General features: G+C 35.8%; 13 protein-coding genes. 7 read left to right on the plus strand and 6 right to left on the minus strand.

The genetic code is table 11. The annotated features are described in order from the left end of the window. The first annotated feature begins 225 nt into the window (after positions 1-225). Both IEV85_RS23755 and IEV85_RS23760 read left to right on the plus strand, forming a co-directional pair. Positions 226-2,472 (plus strand): ATP-binding protein, encoded by a 2,247-nt coding sequence (locus tag IEV85_RS23755; RefSeq protein ID WP_188467768.1) that lies wholly within the window; start codon positions 226-228, stop codon positions 2,470-2,472. A 759-nt stretch (positions 2,473-3,231) separates the two neighbouring features. Continuing rightward, positions 3,232-3,912: a hypothetical protein gene (locus IEV85_RS23760; protein WP_229712721.1), complete on the plus strand. Its 681-nt coding sequence runs from the start codon at positions 3,232-3,234 to the stop codon at positions 3,910-3,912. 17 nt (positions 3,913-3,929) lie between these two features. Here IEV85_RS23760 and IEV85_RS23765 read toward each other — a convergent pair whose 3' ends face one another. Together IEV85_RS23765 and IEV85_RS23770 are read right to left on the minus strand one after the other, a co-directional pair. Beyond that, complete coding sequence (locus tag IEV85_RS23765; protein WP_188467769.1) at positions 3,930-4,607, minus strand: hypothetical protein; 678 nt, start codon at positions 4,605-4,607, stop codon at positions 3,930-3,932. Positions 4,608-4,692: 85 nt separating this feature from the next. Then, positions 4,693-6,507, minus strand: coding sequence for a DUF7379 domain-containing protein (locus IEV85_RS23770; protein ID WP_188467770.1), 1,815 nt, complete (start codon positions 6,505-6,507; stop codon positions 4,693-4,695). 411 nt (positions 6,508-6,918) lie between these two features. Here IEV85_RS23770 and IEV85_RS23775 point away from each other — a divergent pair, with 411 nt between their 5' ends. The 4 genes from IEV85_RS23775 to IEV85_RS23790 all read left to right on the plus strand — a co-directional run bounded on the left by IEV85_RS23775 (position 6,919) and on the right by IEV85_RS23790 (position 11,080). Then, entirely contained in the window at positions 6,919-9,705 is a 2,787-nt protein-coding gene (locus IEV85_RS23775) for a carbohydrate-binding protein (RefSeq protein ID WP_188467771.1), read from the plus strand. 575 nt (positions 9,706-10,280) lie between these two features. Next, entirely contained in the window at positions 10,281-10,436 is a 156-nt protein-coding gene (locus IEV85_RS23780) for a hypothetical protein (protein ID WP_188467772.1), read from the plus strand. Between the two features lie 269 nt (positions 10,437-10,705). Then, on the plus strand, positions 10,706-10,861 hold the full coding sequence (locus tag IEV85_RS23785) for a hypothetical protein (RefSeq protein WP_188467772.1): 156 nt from the start codon (positions 10,706-10,708) through the stop codon (positions 10,859-10,861). Between the two features lie 45 nt (positions 10,862-10,906). Continuing rightward, complete coding sequence (locus tag IEV85_RS23790) at positions 10,907-11,080, plus strand: hypothetical protein (protein WP_188467773.1); 174 nt, start codon at positions 10,907-10,909, stop codon at positions 11,078-11,080. 1,498 nt (positions 11,081-12,578) lie between these two features. Here the strand turns inward: IEV85_RS23790 and IEV85_RS23800 are convergent. Continuing rightward, a complete protein-coding gene (locus IEV85_RS23800) occupies positions 12,579-14,528 on the minus strand; it encodes a M1 family metallopeptidase (protein ID WP_188467775.1) in 1,950 nt (649 codons plus the stop codon). Positions 14,529-14,711: 183 nt separating this feature from the next. On the opposite strand from IEV85_RS23800, the gene IEV85_RS23805 reads away from it, so the two are divergent. Next, on the plus strand, positions 14,712-15,395 hold the full coding sequence (locus IEV85_RS23805; protein WP_188467776.1) for a hypothetical protein: 684 nt from the start codon (positions 14,712-14,714) through the stop codon (positions 15,393-15,395). Positions 15,396-15,535: 140 nt separating this feature from the next. On the opposite strand, the gene IEV85_RS23810 is transcribed toward IEV85_RS23805, so the two are convergent. From IEV85_RS23810 to IEV85_RS23820, 3 genes are all read right to left on the minus strand, one after another. Then, positions 15,536-16,867 (minus strand): sensor histidine kinase, encoded by a 1,332-nt coding sequence (locus IEV85_RS23810; protein WP_188467777.1) that lies wholly within the window; start codon positions 16,865-16,867, stop codon positions 15,536-15,538. Between the two features lie 121 nt (positions 16,868-16,988). After that, positions 16,989-17,669: a DUF6989 domain-containing protein gene (locus tag IEV85_RS23815; RefSeq protein ID WP_188467778.1), complete on the minus strand. Its 681-nt coding sequence runs from the start codon at positions 17,667-17,669 to the stop codon at positions 16,989-16,991. Positions 17,670-17,684: 15 nt separating this feature from the next. After that, positions 17,685-18,899, minus strand: coding sequence for an oxygenase MpaB family protein (locus IEV85_RS23820; RefSeq protein ID WP_188467779.1), 1,215 nt, complete (start codon positions 18,897-18,899; stop codon positions 17,685-17,687). Positions 18,900-19,063 lie beyond the last annotated feature (164 nt).

A 19,063-nucleotide genomic window follows, 5' to 3' on the forward strand; every position in this document is an offset into this window, starting at 1 on the left:
CACATTGTATAATTTTAATTTTTTAGAAATAAACAGTGTGCCAATATTTCCAAAAATTAATAGAAAATGATTATTCCTCTAACACTAAAAATATTGAATATTTTTATAATTTTATGGATAGTTTAAGTATTAAATATTGTAGTAATATGCAGCTCAACCATTGCTTTTTATTATATTTGATAGGTAGTACTAACAAACATAAATAATTGCAATTCAGTACGTTCAATGAAGCTTATACTAATCACATTATTTTGTTTCTTTTCCTTAATCGGCTTCAGCCAACCTACACTCGATAGCTTAAAAAATCAATTAAAGAAAAAAACGCTTCCTGATTCGGTAAAAATTAAATTAAACCTTGATATCTCTTTTTATTATAGAAATTTCAACCTTGATTCCATGCGGTTTTATGCGAACAAAGCAAGGTTACTTGGGAAAGAAATATTTGACAAAAATGGTGAGTTACAAGGTACACGTAATATTGCACTATCTTATGTAAATGAAGGGAAATACGATACATCCATCTATATTCTCAATACTGTTATTAAAGAGGCTAAATCTGAAGGTGAATCAGCTTTAAGTAATCTCGCTGATGCTTATAATAGCCTGGGTAAAGCATATTTCTCTCTGGCACTCTACGATAGTGCGGTTTTGGCTTTTCAGCAAACTTCCGAGATTTTTAAAAAGCTTAACAGGCCTGTTGATGTGGCTGGCTCTCTTATTAATTTAGGTTCCATTCTAGAGGATAAAGGAGAAACTGTTAGAGCATTAGATTACTTCAAAGAAGCTTTATTGGTCTTTGAAGCACAGAAGCATGGCTATGGAATTGCCACAGCTTCATTTAATATGGCTAATATATTCACAGACCAGGGAGATTATGATAAAGCGATGCTTTACTATAAAAAAGTAGCTGAGTATGATAGCACAACAGGGCATTCGAGAGACTTTGGAGGATCCTTATCTAGTATTGCAAATTTGTTACTCAATGAGGGAGATACTCTTAATGCTTTAAAAACCTTTAAGCGTGCCATCCATATTTTAGATTCTGTCAACGCTTCCTGTGAAATGATTTTACCCATCAATAATTTAGGTGATTTATACTTATCCCTCAACCGGATGGATTCCTCCCTTATATTATTAAATAAAGCGTTAGCTATTGCTATGGAATGCGAAATGCCTAAGCAAATTGTAGCCATTCGGTTCGATCTTGGTAAATATTTTCTTAAGACGAATGAACTTGCCAAAGCAGAGGAAAATCTATTGGAGGCTTACAAGACATCCACTGATCTAACACTAAAAAACGAAATGGCAAATTCCGCTGATAAATTATACATTTTATACAAAAGAAAGGGACAAACGGAAAAAGCTTTAGAGTATATTGAAATAGCAAGAACTTTAGATAATGAGCTGTTTAATCAGGAAAACACACGTAAAATTGCTCAACTTGAAGCAGAGTATCAACTTGAAAAAGAGAGGGAGACTTTTAGATATGAGCAGGAAAAACGAAATCTTGCCTATCAGGAAAGTTTGTCATCGGAACGAAAAATAATTTATCAGTTCATAGGCGGAACGGTATTACTTACTATTTTACTCTTGCTTATTTTAAGGTTTTACTTTCAAAAAAAGAAAATCAATAACGAGTTGCAGAAAACACTCAAGGCAGTAAATGAACATAATAATCAGATTCAGGAGCAAAATGAGGAAATAAGCTGGCAGGCAGAATTGCTTTCCCAAAAATCTAAAGAACTGGAAAAGCAAAGTATGGAATTGACGGTTTCCAACAATGCCTTAGCCCAATTGAATGAGGAAAAAAACACTATTATAGGTATTGTAGCTCATGATCTTAAAAGCCCGCTCAATCAAATAAAGGGACTACTATCCCTTATTAAAATGGAAATAAATAACAAAGAAGCGATACCTGATTACCTGGATAAAATGGAGCAATCAGCTAATCGATCTATAAACATGATAGATCGAATTCTGGACATCAATGCTTTAGAGCATAATACGGTAAACATAAAAACAGAGCAGATTGAGCTTTCCACATTAATCCAGGAGGTATTGGATGATTATACAGTAAGTACACACAATAAAGAAATTGAGCTTTTATTTGAGCATAAGGAAAAATTTGAAATCTTCTCTGATTCATTACTGCTTAGAGAGATTATAGACAATATTATTTCTAATAGTATTAAATTTTCTCCAAAACAAAGTCGCATAACAGTGGAGCTAAAAGATCTACCTAATTCTTACTGTATTGCAGTTACAGATCAAGGCCCCGGCATCAGCAAAGAAGACCAGCTAAAGATGTTTAACAAATATCAGCAGGTGAGTGCAAATCCAACGGGCAATGAAAAATCTACAGGTTTAGGATTGGCAATTGTTAAGCGCTATGCAAATATTTTGAACTATCAGATTAAGTGTATTAGTGATGGAAAAAACGGAACCTGTTTTATAATAGAAATACCCAAGTAGGTTAATGCTTCAACTATTTTTGTTGTACTCCCTGAGTTTTAGTCTAAAACCTGACCAGAATACATTTTTACTACAATTCCAGTTTTATAAAAAGAGGCGCTTAAAATATCTGTTCACTTGCTAAGTTACTTTTATGACACCTGAATGAGGGGATGTCCAGAACTGCAACCCATTAGGATTGATCCATTTGAAAGAAAGGAAAGAACTTCCATACAAATATTTAAGCTCTGTAACTTTCAGAGACCTCTCCTATTACACCAGTAAACAATATAAATGCCACTAATTAAACACCCCCCCGCTTAAAGTCTAAATGTTTCTTATCTATTCTGGTAAACTCAACTTTGAAAGGCCACATTATAGCTGCTATATGGAGACGCCAAATGAAATTAACAAACAGCGATCAATTGAAATTAACCTATAAAAAGAAAATAACATCTTGAATATTCACGATGTTATTTATTTGTTTGATTATTGTAAAAAACTATAACACTATTTTAGGACTTCACAACTCTTTGAAATGATAGGGTTTTGGCTGATGACATGCAAGTTAAAGCACTTTTATACGTTAAAATTTAGCTTTTCACTTTAAAAAGTTAATTTTGTTCTAAAACAAATTAACTTGTTTGATTCACAACAATTTAATGTGACACTTTAAATCATATCGGTATCAATCCTGTGCTTTTAATAGCCTGTTTTAAACGAATTGAAATTATATACAACAAAACATAGCTTTAGCTGTTATTTATATAAATGAGTCGATTGAAAAAAATTAAAATAGCGCTTTTTTTCTCTCCATTGTTTGCAATTACACTTACCATTGCTTTTTTCGTATTCAACCCGGCTGACCAACAGATACAAACAAATAATTCCATGAATGTAATTTTTAAAGGTGTTGAAGATCAAAGAATTAAGGATAGCTTTTTAAAAGTAATGAAGGAATATGAATCTCTTCATGATTATCAGATCACGCTGACTCAAAGCCGAATAAAAGCTTCAACAATGCAGGCACAGCCTATCATTAACCTCAAAAGTATTTTTACCGGAATAAAAAAATACGAAATTAAATTAGGAGTGTATGTACGCGACAGTGAAACCATAACAGTAGCTGATCTTCCTGAAGATGTTTTGACTGGCTGGTTTGCACATGAATTAGGGCATTTAGTAGATTATGAAGCATTTTCCAACATAAAAATGGTACTTTATGGTTTAAAATATCTGATTTCCGAAAAATTTAAAATAAAAGTAGAGCATGCCGCTGATTACATTGCTATTGAGAATGGTTTCCGTGATGAGATAATAGCTACCAAGAATTTCATTCTAAATCATGAAACACTGGAAGAAGCCTATAAAGAACAAATTAGAAAATATTACCTTTCGGTAGATGATGTAATTATGTGTAGTAAGAAGGAACCTCTTATGAAACCAAAAGTGGGAACCTAAACTTGCTCCTAAAAAAATCAATAGAAATACCTCTTAAAAATTTTATCCATTTGTTTATTGATCACTTTAGGTTCAATAGGAGAAGCATCATCTAAAAAGCTTTTCCTGTAGAAAGCAATTTCATTGTTGTAAGAATCAAGAATGATTACATATAGGTTTGAGCGGGATTTTATGGGAACAGGGTTATAAATCCCCATAGTTAAAATGCCAATTCCTATACTTTTAAAAACCTGTCCGGTGTAATTTCCTTTTCTTCGGGCAAAGCCATTTGCCAAAACTACCAGGGAAAATCGCGTATTATTATCTTCCATTATACTATTAAGTACAGGAGGTATAGTTACTCCCTTTGTATTACCCTGAAATTCTATTTGATCTACTAAATTAACAATGGCATTTTCTGCATTGTATTCATCATCAGAAAAAGGATATTTAATAGAATCAGAAATATGGTAAAGGGCAGCTTTATCTTTCAGCACATAGGTGATAAGCTTACTGGACTGATCGCTTAACTCCTCATTTAAGTCTCCTCTATTGCCCTTCTCAATATAACTTATAAAGCTGACCGGCTTGAAATAATGTAAATTTTCTATCTCTGTAGAAGGAGTTCGTGATGTAGATAATGTACTTGTAGTGCAACCAAAAAAAACCACCAGGGGCAGTATACCAATCACGAATTTAAAGTAAGCATTTTTCATGTAAGCCGATCAAAATAAGAAACCAAAAGTAGAGAATAATTACAATAAAATTAATGATGATAAGCTCAATTATTTTAGTAGGTTCCTACTTTAGAAAGCTTGTTATTTCATGGTAAATATCAGCCTCTTCCCATTTATTGCCTACCCTCACTTTTGGAAACCCGGCTAGAAAATAGCTGCCATGCCTTCCGGAATATTCAAAAGAAGGTTCAGGAAATGAATTATGCCCCTGTGGTAGTTTCCTCTGCGCAGCAGATCCTATTACCCAGTCATGCTGCCATCCCAAAAACAACTTGAGAACAGTATCCAGGCCGGAAGCTAAAGCCCTCTTGAGTGAGGTGTCTATCCACCCTTTCCCGGTTACAACATGTCTGTTCCAGTCTGCCACCATGGCTTTAAATATAACAGGATGCTGAAGAGGGGTAGTATATAAGTTGTTTAGAAAAGGATTTCCGGATTTCAGCGCAGCAAGACCTGAATTTTTCTCCAGATAGTTTAATCCTATGCTTGCGAGTCCAATCAGTAACTTCTGCACAGGTGCAGGGGCTCCTATTTTAACCACTGAAATCCATTTTGAAATACCAGCTATGCTATCCATAAACCCTGATGCACCTCCTGAAAATGTGAGTACCTTCCTTACCCTCAAATGCTGCATACAAACCACATTGGTAGCCATATACATTCCTACCAATGCTCCCCTACTCACTCCTAGAATGTCTAATTTATCAGGTTCAAAATATACATTTTCGAAAAGCCCGTTAATCAGCCATTCAGCATTTTGTTCAGGCGTATCCCAAAAATATGGATGGTCAAAAGCCAAAATTTGATCATAATGTCCCTTTTTAATCAGAAAGTTTAAATAATTATGATCTGTATCGGCATATTTTTTAGTGATAAAATCTTCGTAAGAGCCATATGTATCCTTAAAGGTTCCATGAATGAGTAAAAGGGTTCTGGCAGATGTATCTATTTCAGATCCTACCTGAACCTTCATAAATTGGCCGGAATCATTTCGGATATCTACTTCAGGTTTAAATTTTAATAAGGAATATTTATTTCTGCCTAATTTATCAAGTTGGTTTTTTAAGATGGTCTTTTGAGTTTGCTTTGCCAATGCAGAGCCAAATCCTTTTAATGCCTCTTCTGGTGTTCTGGCACTGCGGATAAATGTCAGGACTTTAACAATAAAGCTGGTAGACTCCAAAGTAACAGGTGTACCACTATCGTCTAATACAGGTTCTGGAGCTTCATCACTCAACTCAAGATAATGTACAGGCACATTATAGCTTGCACCTTCAGTTTCCTGAATTCCATTTGGCCTGAGATTTCTCTGGAACTGAAAAGGTATATGGTAAGTAAGTCTATTGCGTTGATCCAGCCTGTTCAAATCATCTGTTGGCTGAGGAGACAAATATTCTATGAAAGCTTCCTCTTCATCATAATTATCTTTTTCACTATGCTGAAGGTAAACTACAGCACCCTCGTTATTTTCTAAAAAAATATCAAGTCTCAATTCTTTCATTTCCTGTAAGCTAATATTCCTGGGCAGATCGATGTCCAGGTCATCCAGATCAATATATCGCTCTCTTACACGGTGGTTATGTAATGGTATTTCCGGATAAATATCATATAACATCTCTATTTGCTTCAAGGTAGCGCCTTTGGCTTCTGTCAATTGGCCACTTTCCGAGAATTTAACAACGCCTCGCTCATGAAAAGGCTTATCATCTTTCCACCCTAAAGTACCCCATATCTTTTCAATTTTTTCAGTTTTAGAAAATGGTAAATGGGCTTCTATGTCTTGGATTTGTGGCTGATCAAGTCTTTTAAAATTCCCTAAAGGAATAAAATGGGTAGTGCCATTACTTAATTTCGGATCGGTTTGCAGGTTGAAAATCATCTCAATTAAATTCTTTATGATAGAAATGTTATTAATTTAATAATATGTTTAATTCTCTCAAAAGTTTAAAGACACTTTTCCTTTTGAAGATGCAATATTTGAAACAGCAAACAAGTCAGTAATTGATATATAATCTTTAAAAAAGACAATTCTACACTTATTAAACAATCTATTATTAATATAACAGAAGTAAAATAGATATTGAATAAAGAGAAAATGGATGATGAATAATTGTTGTAGAATAAACATGTGCTCTCATGAAATAGAGTACTATTTGTTGATTATTTTTCTCTCTATGACACACAGATGATGTATTAATGATGTAGCTATGAACTTGGTTTTATAAATACTAAAATAGAATTTTGTTTTGCAAACGATTGCAATTTGTTTAACCAAAAACTTAAAATAATTATGTTTACAAACAGACCTAACAATTTTCTTACAATTCGAGGTATAAGTTATCTCTGGTTACTTTGTTTATTTTTCTTTGTTGGTACTTCTTATGGCCAAATAGGACCAGTAATATGGGAAGATAATTTCAACTCCCTCAATAATAATATATGGGTTCCGGATATTGGTGATGGCTGTGACAAGGGCCTTTGCGGATGGGGTAATCAGGAACTACAATCTTACCAATCAGAAAATGTATACATAGCCGATGTGCCAGGAGAAGCAGGCAACAAAGCCCTTGTTTTGGAAGCAAGAAATCAAACAGCCGGATCGAGGGCTTTTACTTCAGGAAAAGTGACTACTGAAGGTAATTTAGCCATTCACTATGGTTTAATAGAGGTGAGAATACGGGTTCCGGATTTGGAACAAGGTTTATGGCCAGCAGCCTGGCTTCTGGGTACCTCCAATTTGGCCTGGCCAGCAAAAGGTGAAATTGATATGATGGAAATGGGTTTTAGCCAGGAAGGACGAAATCAGCAACAAGAGCCTAATTCAACAGTGAATAATTATGTAGGAGCCAATGCATTTTTCCCTGTGCCAGGTGGTGGTGTGGGTAACATAGCCTATGATGTTGATTATAATCAACCTTATGTAGCAAGTACCCCACTAAATGACCGATTTGTTACTTATAGAATTTACTGGGAACCCAGCCAAATCAGGTTTACAGTGGTTGATGGAGGTAACGAATATGATTTATATACTAATCCTTTTCCAATTGATCCTGAAGGTGTTACAGCAGCTTTTTCACGCCCTTTTTATATGTTGTTAAACCTTGCAGTAGGTGGTACATTACCAGGCGTTTTGAATAATGCCGGAGTAACTGCTCCCCTACCGGGTAAGATGTACGTGGATTATGTTCGTGTTTCTGAATGGAATGGCTATGGAAGTGTTGAATTTGATTATAATGACCTGACTCCTGAATCAGGTGATTTCGGTGTGTATACTGATGAAACTCCAACAAACAATGAGTTGGTGTTTGGCTCTGACGCTGAAATTTATGTTTGGGGAGAAACAATGCAAGAAGGAAACACCCCTCCGGTAGAAGGTGATAACGTGATTGCCTGGAATACAGTAAATCCTAATAGCTGGTTTGGAGGTGGAATTGTTGCTATTAATGGCAAGGACATGTCTAATTACCTGGAAAATGGCAGTCTGAAATTTAAGATCAAAATACCGGGGAATGTATCCTTCCGAATAGGAATCACAGATAACTTCACTAACGAAAAATATATTGAATTTCCTGCGGGCCAAACCAAGTATGGCTTAGTAAGAAATGGAGAATGGGGCCAGGTAGAAATACCATTAGCTGATTATGAAGGTTTACTGGCCTTTCAGAACATCGGGTATATGTTTGCTATCACTAGTGTAGATGGAGCATTGCCCACTTCAACTTTCCAATTTGCTATTGATGATATTGTATGGACTGATGGAAACACTAATAATCCGCCTTTAGTAACTAATATTTCAGTTACTCCGGCTAATTCAACTATATCAGTAGGTGGATCACAGCAATTTCAGGCCAGTGCTGTCGATCAATTTGGCAACCCTATTAATACTAATTTCACATGGAGTAGCAGTGGTGGCTCAATTTCTTCTTCAGGTTTGTTCACCTCAAATTCTGCAGGTAATTTTACTGTAACGGCTACAAGTGGTTCAGTATCCGACAATGCAAGCATAACCGTAAATGCGGTAACTTCTGGCACTGAGCTTCCTGGCACCATACAAGCAGAAGATTATAATGAAGGTGGATCAGGAGTTGGATATTATGACACTTCAGCCGGGAATACTGGTGGTGCATATAGAACGGATGATGTTGACATTGAAGCAACAAGCGATAATTCAGGAGATTATAATGTGGGTTGGATAGAAGCAGGTGAATGGCTGGAATATACAATCAATGCGACTGCTGCCTCAAACACCTACGACTTTAGCTTTAGAGTGGCCTCTCCTACTGGAAATGGAAGCTTCTACCTTACTGTTGACGGAGAGCAGGTAACCGATAATTTACAAGCAACTAATACTGGAGACTGGCAAAATTTTACGGATATTACTGCCAATAATATCTCTATTAGCCAGGGGCAGCATGCATTGAGGCTCGTTTTTGTTAGCAGCGGACTGAATATCAATTATTTATCTGCTACAGCTAGTCAAGGGAACAATAATAACGGATGTTCTCAATTAGCTGCTAATGGTGATTTCTCAGCGGTTATCTCCAGCGATAATAACAATCCAAGCCTTACATTTGTACCGGAAAGATCAGGAGTGGGCAATCCTACTACCATCTTGTACTATAGCACCAACCCAAATGCCACTTTCCCGGGCTATGGCGTTACTGCTAATTCAGCATTTACTATAAATGCCAGTGAAGGACAAACTGTTTATTACTATTATACTTATTCAATTCCTGAAGGAGGAGAAAACAATACTGCTGGCAACATTCAAAGCTTTGTAGTAGGAGCTTGTGGTAATTCCAGCGCAAGAACAGCGGTACTGGCAAACAGTCAATTTACAAATAGCCTAGTTAAAGCATATCCTAACCCGACCAAAACCTATATAAATTTAGATATAACTGAAGCTGAGCAATTTGATGAAGTGCGCATAATTTCCTTGCAAGGTAAACTACTAAAAAGAGTTTCTACAGAAGGACAAAGCTCTATCAGAATTGAAACTGCAGACTTGCCAAATGGCATCTATTTAGTTGAGGTAAGTGGAAAGTTGGCCAGTCAAAGGATTAAAATTGTGAAATAAAAATATCTCTATTCACAAAGCAATTAACAGAGGCTGCTTCAAAAGTAAAATTTTATGGCAGCCTCTTTTTTGTTTATCCGTTAAACAAGGCGTGAATTTTAAGATAGCTGTATAAAATTTTGTTTTAGATAGGCCAAAGTAAATAAGGGGGTAGTGCTTTAGGCTGCTATCCTTGTCAGGTTGAATGCCAGAGCTGTCCTATTTCAGCCTTTACTTTTTGAGCTCTGTGTAGGATTGATTGTGGTTTTGCATTTCCTGCTAACCACCTCTACGAGGTTTAGGCCCTCCATATTCCATCTCTATCCATGTTTCGCGTCTAACAAAATATTTTTTTAATCTTTTAAATATCAGCGGGAAAGTAAAAAATAATCTCTGAACCTCAGTATTTCCAGTCCAACCGGAACCAAACTATGATATCAATTAATGTAACAACCCGAGTTCGGTTAATAAAATGGCGTCCCTGCCTCCCCCAATTGGAAGCGCTCTAACAGACTTTGAAATAAATTAAGAATTTAACTCAGGTTTATAGCAAAGGCAATTCTATAAAAAAGACGCTATTTCAACATGCTGTTGGAATGAACAGATTCCCACCTCCCTATAATGATCGGGACAAGTTGCGTGGGAATGACGGTGCTAATTGTAACTTGAGTAAAAAACTATCTTATTGCACAAATGAACAGAAAAACCAAGGTCTGTGGCTCACAGACCTTCCTCTTTTTGCTGAACTGTAAGCCTCAGACCAGTGGAAAAAGAAGACCTAAATAAGCCAGCACTAAATGCTTGTCAACACCACAAAAGCCGGCAATTATCGTCATCCCAGAAATTTTTGGAGAGCAAAGGAAAAAATTATCAGGGATCCTTTCAATGAAATGAAGTTTCATTACCTAAATTTTCTAGAATAATAGAAAAGATGGCTTTGTGCCTGGTAATGACTGTTTAATTGTAGTTTTATAGCAAAGGCAATTCTATAAAAAAGACGCTATTTCAACATGCTGTTGGAATGAACAGATTCCCACCTCCCTATAATGATCGGGACAAGTTGCGTGGGAATGACGGTGCTAATTGTAACTTGAGTAAAAAACTATCTTATTGCACAAATGAACAGAAAAACCAAGGTCTGTGGCTCACAGACCTTCCTCTTTTTGCTGAACTGTAAGCCTCAGACCAGTGGAAAAAGAAGACCTAAATAAGCCAGCACTAAATGCTTGTCAACACCACAAAAGCCGGCAATTATCGTCATCCCAGAAATTTTTGGAGAGCAACGGAAAAAATTATCAGGGATCCTTTCAATGAAGTTTCATTACCTGACTTTTCTAGCATAATAGAAAAGATTGCTTCGTGGACTGACAATGACTATTTAATTGTAGGTTTATAGCAAAGCCAATTCTATAAGAAGACTTTATTTCAACATGCTGTTGGAATGAACAGATTCCCACCTCCCGATAATGATCGGGACAAGTAGCGTGGGAATCCTAGAGCTAATGGTAATTTGAGTAAAAAAACTATCTTATTGCACAGAACACCTGGGACAAAAAGATTGCCACGCTGCGCTCGCAATAACCATTTGATTATAGGTGACACTTAATTACCAAGATTGCTTCGTACCTCGCAATAACCAGTTGATTGGCATTTTTCTTTCCATCAAGATTTAAAACCAAGTTCTGTGGCTCACAGGACTTCCCCTTATTGCTGGACTGTAAGCCTCAGACCAGTGGAAAAAAAGACCTAAATAAGCAAGCACTAAATGCTTGTCAACACCATAAAAGCAGGCAATTATCGTCATCCCAGAAATTTTTGGAGAGCAACGGAAAAAATTATCAGGGATCCTTTCAATGAAATGAAATTTCATTACCTGACTTTTCTAGAATAATAGAAAAGATTGCTTTGTGCCTGGAAATGACTGTTTAATTGTAGGTTTATAGCAAAGGCAATTCTGTAAAAAAGACACTATTTCAACATGCTGTGACCAGTGGAAAAAGAAGACCTAAATAAGCCAGCACTAAATGCTTGTCAACACCACAAAAGCAGGCAATTATCGTCATGCCCGAAATTTTTGGAGAGCAACGGAAAAAATTATCAGGGATCTTTTCATTGAAATGAAATTTCATTACCTGACTTTTCTAGAATAATAGAAAAGATTGCCGCGTTGCACTCGCAATAACCATTTGATTGGAATTTTCTTTCTATCAAGATTTCTTTTCTAAAGGGGATACTATCATTGCTCACTCAATATCTGGTTATTCCGAATTCCATATGCGCAACTTGTTGAGCATTTGAATGAAGGAATCTTCTTGCTATGAAATGCTATTGAGAAGTTGACGGTCTACTAATAGAAAAGATTGCTTCGTACCTCGCAATGATCTAAACCTCTTAAGATTGCTTCAGTCGCACCTCCTTCGCGATGACGAACCTTAAGAGAATTGCAGGGTGGGTTTAATGTTTTTGCTCTAGATAAGATTTTTTCATTTCTGGCAGAGACTATTTAATTGCAGGAGATTACCTGAGTTGTATTAATAAAATGGCAGCCCCTCACCTCCAAATCTGGAAAGCTATGATGGGCTCTGAAATAAATTAAGAATTTAACTTAGGTTAGTAAGTTTTCTCAATACCAGCGAAGGGTAATAAAATCCCTTAGGGATGACATTTGATAAGAACGATACTCAATGAATATTAAGGCGGATAATATAATATTTGGATAAAAAAGAACGGTTCAGCCTTTTGAGACCGTGCCTCTTTTAAGTCTCAATTGACAAATTACCTGATGAAAAATGTTCAGACAAATATCAGTTTTATTTAGTCAAATAGTTAATCAATCTTCAAAAAAGCACCAACTTTAATAGTTAGTGCTTTTATAAAAATGACGTTATTAATTCTTATTTTTCATCATAGATGGTAGATGGCCAGCTATCATTGCTTCCATTTACATCAGGCAAAATTTTGTCGGGGTCAATTGTAATAGATTTCACTTCTTTATTAGTGCTAATCAAATGATTCCAGCTATTTCCTCTTTGCCAGATTTCTCCAGGGAGGTTTATCATTTCCTCACTTCCATCTTCATAAACAACTTTCATTTTAACCGGCATAGGTACTTCTCCTTTATTTGAAAGCACAACTAAATAGCTGCCCTGATAAGGATACACACCATCAATAGCTAAATCTATATTACCATTTCCATAGAACCAGCTTTTCCAAAACCATGATAGGTCTTCTCCGGCTACATTTTCCATAGTATTGAAGAAATCACCAGGAGTTGGATGCTTATAAGCCCATCGCTCAATATAAGCAGTAAAAGCATTATCAAATCTTTCCTGACCTAATATATACTCTCTTAGCATCAATAAACCCATTGCAGGCTTTACATAAGCTATCATTCCTAAATTACGGGTACTTACTACATCCGGATAAGTAGCAATGGATTCCCTTGATTCACTTGTAAGCCAGTTTACATATTGTCTCGTCTGGTCAAGATCGTCCTGGTATTCACCATCATTAAATACTTCTGAGGAATAAAAGTTGATAAAAGTATTAAAACCTTCGTCCATCCATGCATACAATCTTTCATTACTCCCTACTATCATAGGGAACCAGTTATGGCCAAATTCGTGGTCTGTTACACCCCATAATGATTTTTCTGTTGACTTATAACCACAAAATGAAAGACCGGGATATTCCATTCCACCTATGTCAGCAGCCACATTTACCGCTACAGGATATGGATATGGGAACCATTTCTCTGAGTAATGCTCAATTGAATATTTAGTGTATTCTGTAGATCTGCTCCAGGCTGTTTCTCCATCACTTTCTTTAGGATAAGCCGACTGAGCCATTGCAGTTTTCCCATTAGGAAGGTTAATTTTAGCGGCATCCCAAATGAATGCTTTAGAAGTACCAAAAGCAACATCTCTCGAATTTTTAATTTTGAACTTCCAGGTAGAGGTTCCTGATTGCTTCACACTTGTTTTCGCAGGATCCCCAACTTCTTCAGGAGTGATAATATAAACAGTTGTATCACTTTTAGCAGCTTGCTGCATTCTCTTTTGCTGAGTAGCCGTCAACACTTCTCCTGAGTTTACCAACTCCCCGGAACCTACTACTATATAGTCATAAGGTACTGTGATATTATACTCGAAATCACCATATTCCAGGTAAAATTCACCCGCACCCAAATAAGGAGTAGTGTTCCACCCTCTTACATCATCAAATACTGCTAATCTTGGATACCATTGTGCCATAGCGAAGATAGTTCCATCTTCCACATCTAACTGACCCATTCTGTCCATCCCCGTTGTAGGAATAGTATATTCAAAATTCATGCTAACAGTTGCTGTTCCGCCATTTGCTTCGATAGGTTCTTTGAAGAAAACCTGCATTCTCGTATCCTCAATTATATGCTTATCGGAAGCATCTCCCCTTCTGCCACTCTTTGCTACAAGGTTACTTATCTTATAGCCTCCATCCATATCTCCGGTATATCTGTTACCTTGGATAGGAGTTGTTAAAGTTCCTCTTGATTCTTCAGTAAACCTGTTTTGTTCCATTTGCAACCAGATAAACTCTAAAGACTCCGGGCTATTATTAGTGTAGCTAATAGTAATATTTCCCGTTAAAAGGTCTTTCTCCGGATTAAGTGTGGCATTAATTTTATAATCGGCACTATTTTGCCAGTATTTAGGGCCAGGCTTCCCTGAAGCTGAGCGGTAAACTGTGCTCTGCCGGTCACCGAAAAAATCAAATACGCTCTGATTATTAGGTTCTGCCTCCTGTGCTGAAGCCGTCCATACCACGGCCACTATGAAGAGGAATGAAAGTTTGATAATTCTCATAAATCTACTTTTTGGTTATTTATTTTTATTACACGAAAGTAAGAAAGATTTATTTCTATAAAGAAGGAAATTTTATTAGTGGTAGAGGACAGAAAATCTTTCTTTAAGAGTATTTTTTTTACTATAAAACGGTTATATTACATCTAAAAATAATCTATAGCTTTAAATCAAAACCTTATGAAAATGAAAACATTCAAAAATACTCTACTGGCATTACTAATGCTAACTTTTAGCTGCCAGGAAAACTTAAGTGAGCTCGAAACAGCAGTCAAAAATGATTTTATACAGAATAGTGTAGCTGGTTGTAATATTGATATAAATGGAGAAACCGGTATTTCCTGTAAGTATACTTCTACAGGATTATATTCCATTTCGGGCCTGGGTAGCTTTAATAATCCTCAAATATCATGGAGCACGTCTGGTACTGGCATATTGATACCATTTGGAGCCTCAAATTCTACTGTTCAGGTAACCTTCAAGCCGACTTTCAATTCTGGTGAATTAACAGCTACTGTCACTGATGGTAGTTTAACTTGTAGTGAAACCATCACTATTGATTGTAAAGGTAGTAATGGATCAGGTGGCGGGTCTACAAATTGTGGACAAAATGATAATCTAAATATTGTTGAAAACATTGAACCATGTTATCCTTCTCAGCATCCTCATGGAAGATATACTTTAACTGGAGAATCAAGTAGTAATATTTCTTGGAGTGTACAGAATGGAACCATATTTTCTAGTTCAGGGGACTATGTTGTAATGAAACCTACGTCAATAGGTGGCTATACTTTAACCGCAACCATTACTTATCCTGGTGGCTGTAAGAAGACATACTCAAAGAATTTTTATGCTGAAAGTTGCTTATAGCATTTTCCAATTTTAAAAGAGGCTGCATTAAAATTAAGCCAGCCTCTTTTTAATTTTAGAAAACCACTATTAACTTAGGCTAATTAGGATGAGGCTTATTGACATTTACATTATTAAATACTAAAGTGGTGTAAATCCTTTCAACTTACCAGAGGGAGTTCCACCACAAAGTTCGCCCCTTTTGCTTTTTCTCCTCTTTTATACCACACATTGCCTTCCACTAATTCAACATAGCGCTTTACTAATGATAAACCAAGACCCGTGGAGCTTTCACCTGCGGTAGGTCTGGCACTGAGTTTAGAGAATTTTTTAAAAAGCTTGTCCTCTTCTTCCGGACTTATTCCCGGCCCTTCATCTATTACTTCTACAATTATACTTTCATCATTATTTGATAAAAGTATTGTTACAGTTTTATCTCTATCCGAAAATTTGATAGCATTGGAAAGAAGGTTCTCAAATATCAGCAACAGGTAAGTTTTATCCGCCTTAACCAAATATCTATCTGCTTTATTAATGGTTTTCAACTGTATAGACTTTTTATTCGCCAACTCCTGCATCTTCTGACTTAACTGTAATAACAATTCCACTACATTCAGATTATTTACATGAACTATTGTATCATCTTGCTCAGATTTATCCATCTCAAGCACTCTGTTCACTAAATTCTCAGCATTAACAGTGGTTTGCATTATTAATGCCTTACATTCTGCCTTCCCTGTCTCTTCAGTTTCCAAATCCATTAGCTTTAGTAACCCTTTTATATTGTTTAAGGGACTTCTCAGGTCGTGAGCTAAAATTCTAATAATATAATCCTTATCCTCAATAAGGCTGGTTAACTCTTCCTTTTGAGCTTCAATTATTTCTTTTTGTTCATACAAAACATTATTCTGATCTTCTAATTGTGCTAGCGTTCTGGATTGGGAATGTTCAAATACCATAGTTATAAACAAAATAATTAAAAGCAACCCAGGTAAAATAGTAGTAAACCATTCAGCACGTAAATCTGTATTATATTCGACCGGAAATTGGTATCCGTTAATGGTTGCTACTCCCATAAGAATCATCACAAAAAAACTTATAGCTCCCCAAACGTAAGCAGATTTTCTGTTAACAATTAATAATGCCAGAATAGGGATAGAAATAATCCATGGGTAGAGAGCAGATTCAATTCCCCCGGAAAAATAAGCAAGTGCAGTTACCGCATAACCACCAATTAGAACATACAGATTTCCTATAAGGACAACAGGTAGTTTAGTTCTTAACAAAAATGGTAGTAAAAGAAACCCAATAACATTCGTAAGCATCAGGTTAAAACCTTTCTCATATTCAAAATAAATACTCAAAAACAAATAGTTACTGGAAAACAAACTAGTTAATAACGAGCCTCTTACTACTAACCTCGCCTGCTTAATAGACTTCGGATCATGATAGCGGGAAGGATGTACAAAAAAATCTATAACCTTATTGATCATTATCTATTTGTATTTTAATTAATAAGAAATTGAAATAACTACCATAAATTGAAAGATCAGTGCCTAATTGGGAAAATACAACTTTTTATTCGATGAATAAGCTCACTAAGTTCATAAATACTTATAAAAAAAAGCTTACAGCAATATATGCACTTAGCAAGATCCAAAAACCAAGTAATATACCTAAAACAATAGATTTCAATAATTTATGATGTTCTGAATAATTCATAATAGCAGGAAGAGAAAGAGAAATCAATGCTTCGCAAACAATAACATATAATGGCGCATTGAAAATCATTGTAGTGTCAGGATTATAATTCCACCAACCGGCATCATTTGCCAGATGCTCATAAATAGGAATATACATACCTCCTGCAATACATAATATGATAGATGCTTTTAACACTCCCAACCTATTAGTCAATAAAACACCTATGAAGCTCAGCTGCACTAAAACATTAGACCAGGCAAAAGGCATGTAAGCAGGAGATGCCCATAGCATCATTTCATTTTGAGGATAATTCAGGCTATTAATAGTTTCTACAAGGTAAAAATCAGTTACTAATTCGAGAATACCTGCTATAGTAGCTATAATTGTTAACCTTAATAGCAAAGGGTTTTTGAAGTACAAAGCATAGCACCAAAAAAATATGTATAATAGGAATGTAATAAAAAAAGCACTCCACGGACCTGCTGCCGTTATAGCACTGAAGCAAGACCAGCCCATTAATACTATTGCTGAAACAATAATAGTTTTAGTTGTTTTCTTGTTCAGACCATCAATTTGATTTGTTAATGCCATATTTAAAAAATTGATTTATAAGTTCCAGTCTTTAGTAAGTGATGGAGGTATAGAAAATCGAACAGATTTATCATCATTATAATGACTTATAATGCCTCTTAGTAATTTCTTATTGAAAGTTTTGCTAATTTTTTGCACAAGCGAATGATGTTCAAGAGCGCCAGCCTCATGAGAAAAGAAGCGCATAAATTTAAGAACTAACAGATCTTTCAGTTTATGTGATGATTTTACATTAATATAAGAAGCCAAATCGTGCCCGCTTGCCTTTGAAAAATCTTCCAGAAAATAATTCATCAGGTAAGCTGGCAAATCATCGAGGTAGTCTTCTTTTACAACTGATTGTATAAATTTAATACATGAATCTGTTAGGGCTATACCAGCCTGGGAACTTGCCGATTGATGCGCTAATATTTTATTGGCCAGTTGAAATGACTCATCGTAACTTTCAGGTAATAAGGCTTCTTTAATACCCATTAAGTGCCCCACAACCCTCCAGCAGTGCATATAACCTTCAATCTGATCATCACTCAGCTCTATGCCCAGTTTCTTTAAACCATTGAGAATTACAGGACCAAATGACATCAATGTACCCGCTAAATCTTCCTGATTAATAGGTTCTCCTAATTCCTCAACGTCCCAGGTAAATCCGTTTCTCTCAGCTCCATGCTTTAAATAATATCTGATAGCGGCATGAATAAGTCTCACTTTCTGAACTGTAATAATACCTCTCCCCCCAGGAGACAAGCCTCCTGAAGATAATACATTAAAGATCATTTGCCCAGTTTCCATCAGCCTTCTGGCCAACGGATCAATATCATTTTTATGAGATAGTAGTCTGCCTGTATCATACAACACCTGAGCGCCCTTTGCGCAGGTGTAACACATAGGCAGAGAGCTTACATTTAAAAGCATGAAAATTTCAGGTCCGAATTCACTAAAAACTTGCTCTCCTACTTGTACTTTTTCTGCATTATACCATTGGGGTAACTCTGAAGAAACTTGAAAATAGTTTTGTAGCAGTTTATTAATACTAGCAGGAAAACTGCTAAAAGTAGAATCGTTGAAGCTGTCATTCTTCACTAATGTCAGGAATATCTCATTCAGATGATTAAGATCTCGTTGTTCGATTATTTTGGCTATCACCTGATCGGCTAGCTGATCTGTTTCAAATCGGCAACTATTAAGAAAATTAGGAGTAATAGTTGAAATATTAAAAAATTGATTCCTCATGTACTATAAATATTTGGAAAAATATAAATATTTATTGTTTGTAACTACTCAGGTGCTAAAATAAAATAATTTTTCATGTTGTGTGGATAAGTTTCCAATTAAAAAGTAGCCTGAAACATCATGGGGGTAATTTAATTGGCGAATAGCTGAAAATCAGCTTAATG

This window comes from Marivirga lumbricoides, from assembly GCF_014636295.1.
Lineage (GTDB): Bacteria > Bacteroidota > Bacteroidia > Cytophagales > Cyclobacteriaceae > Marivirga > Marivirga lumbricoides.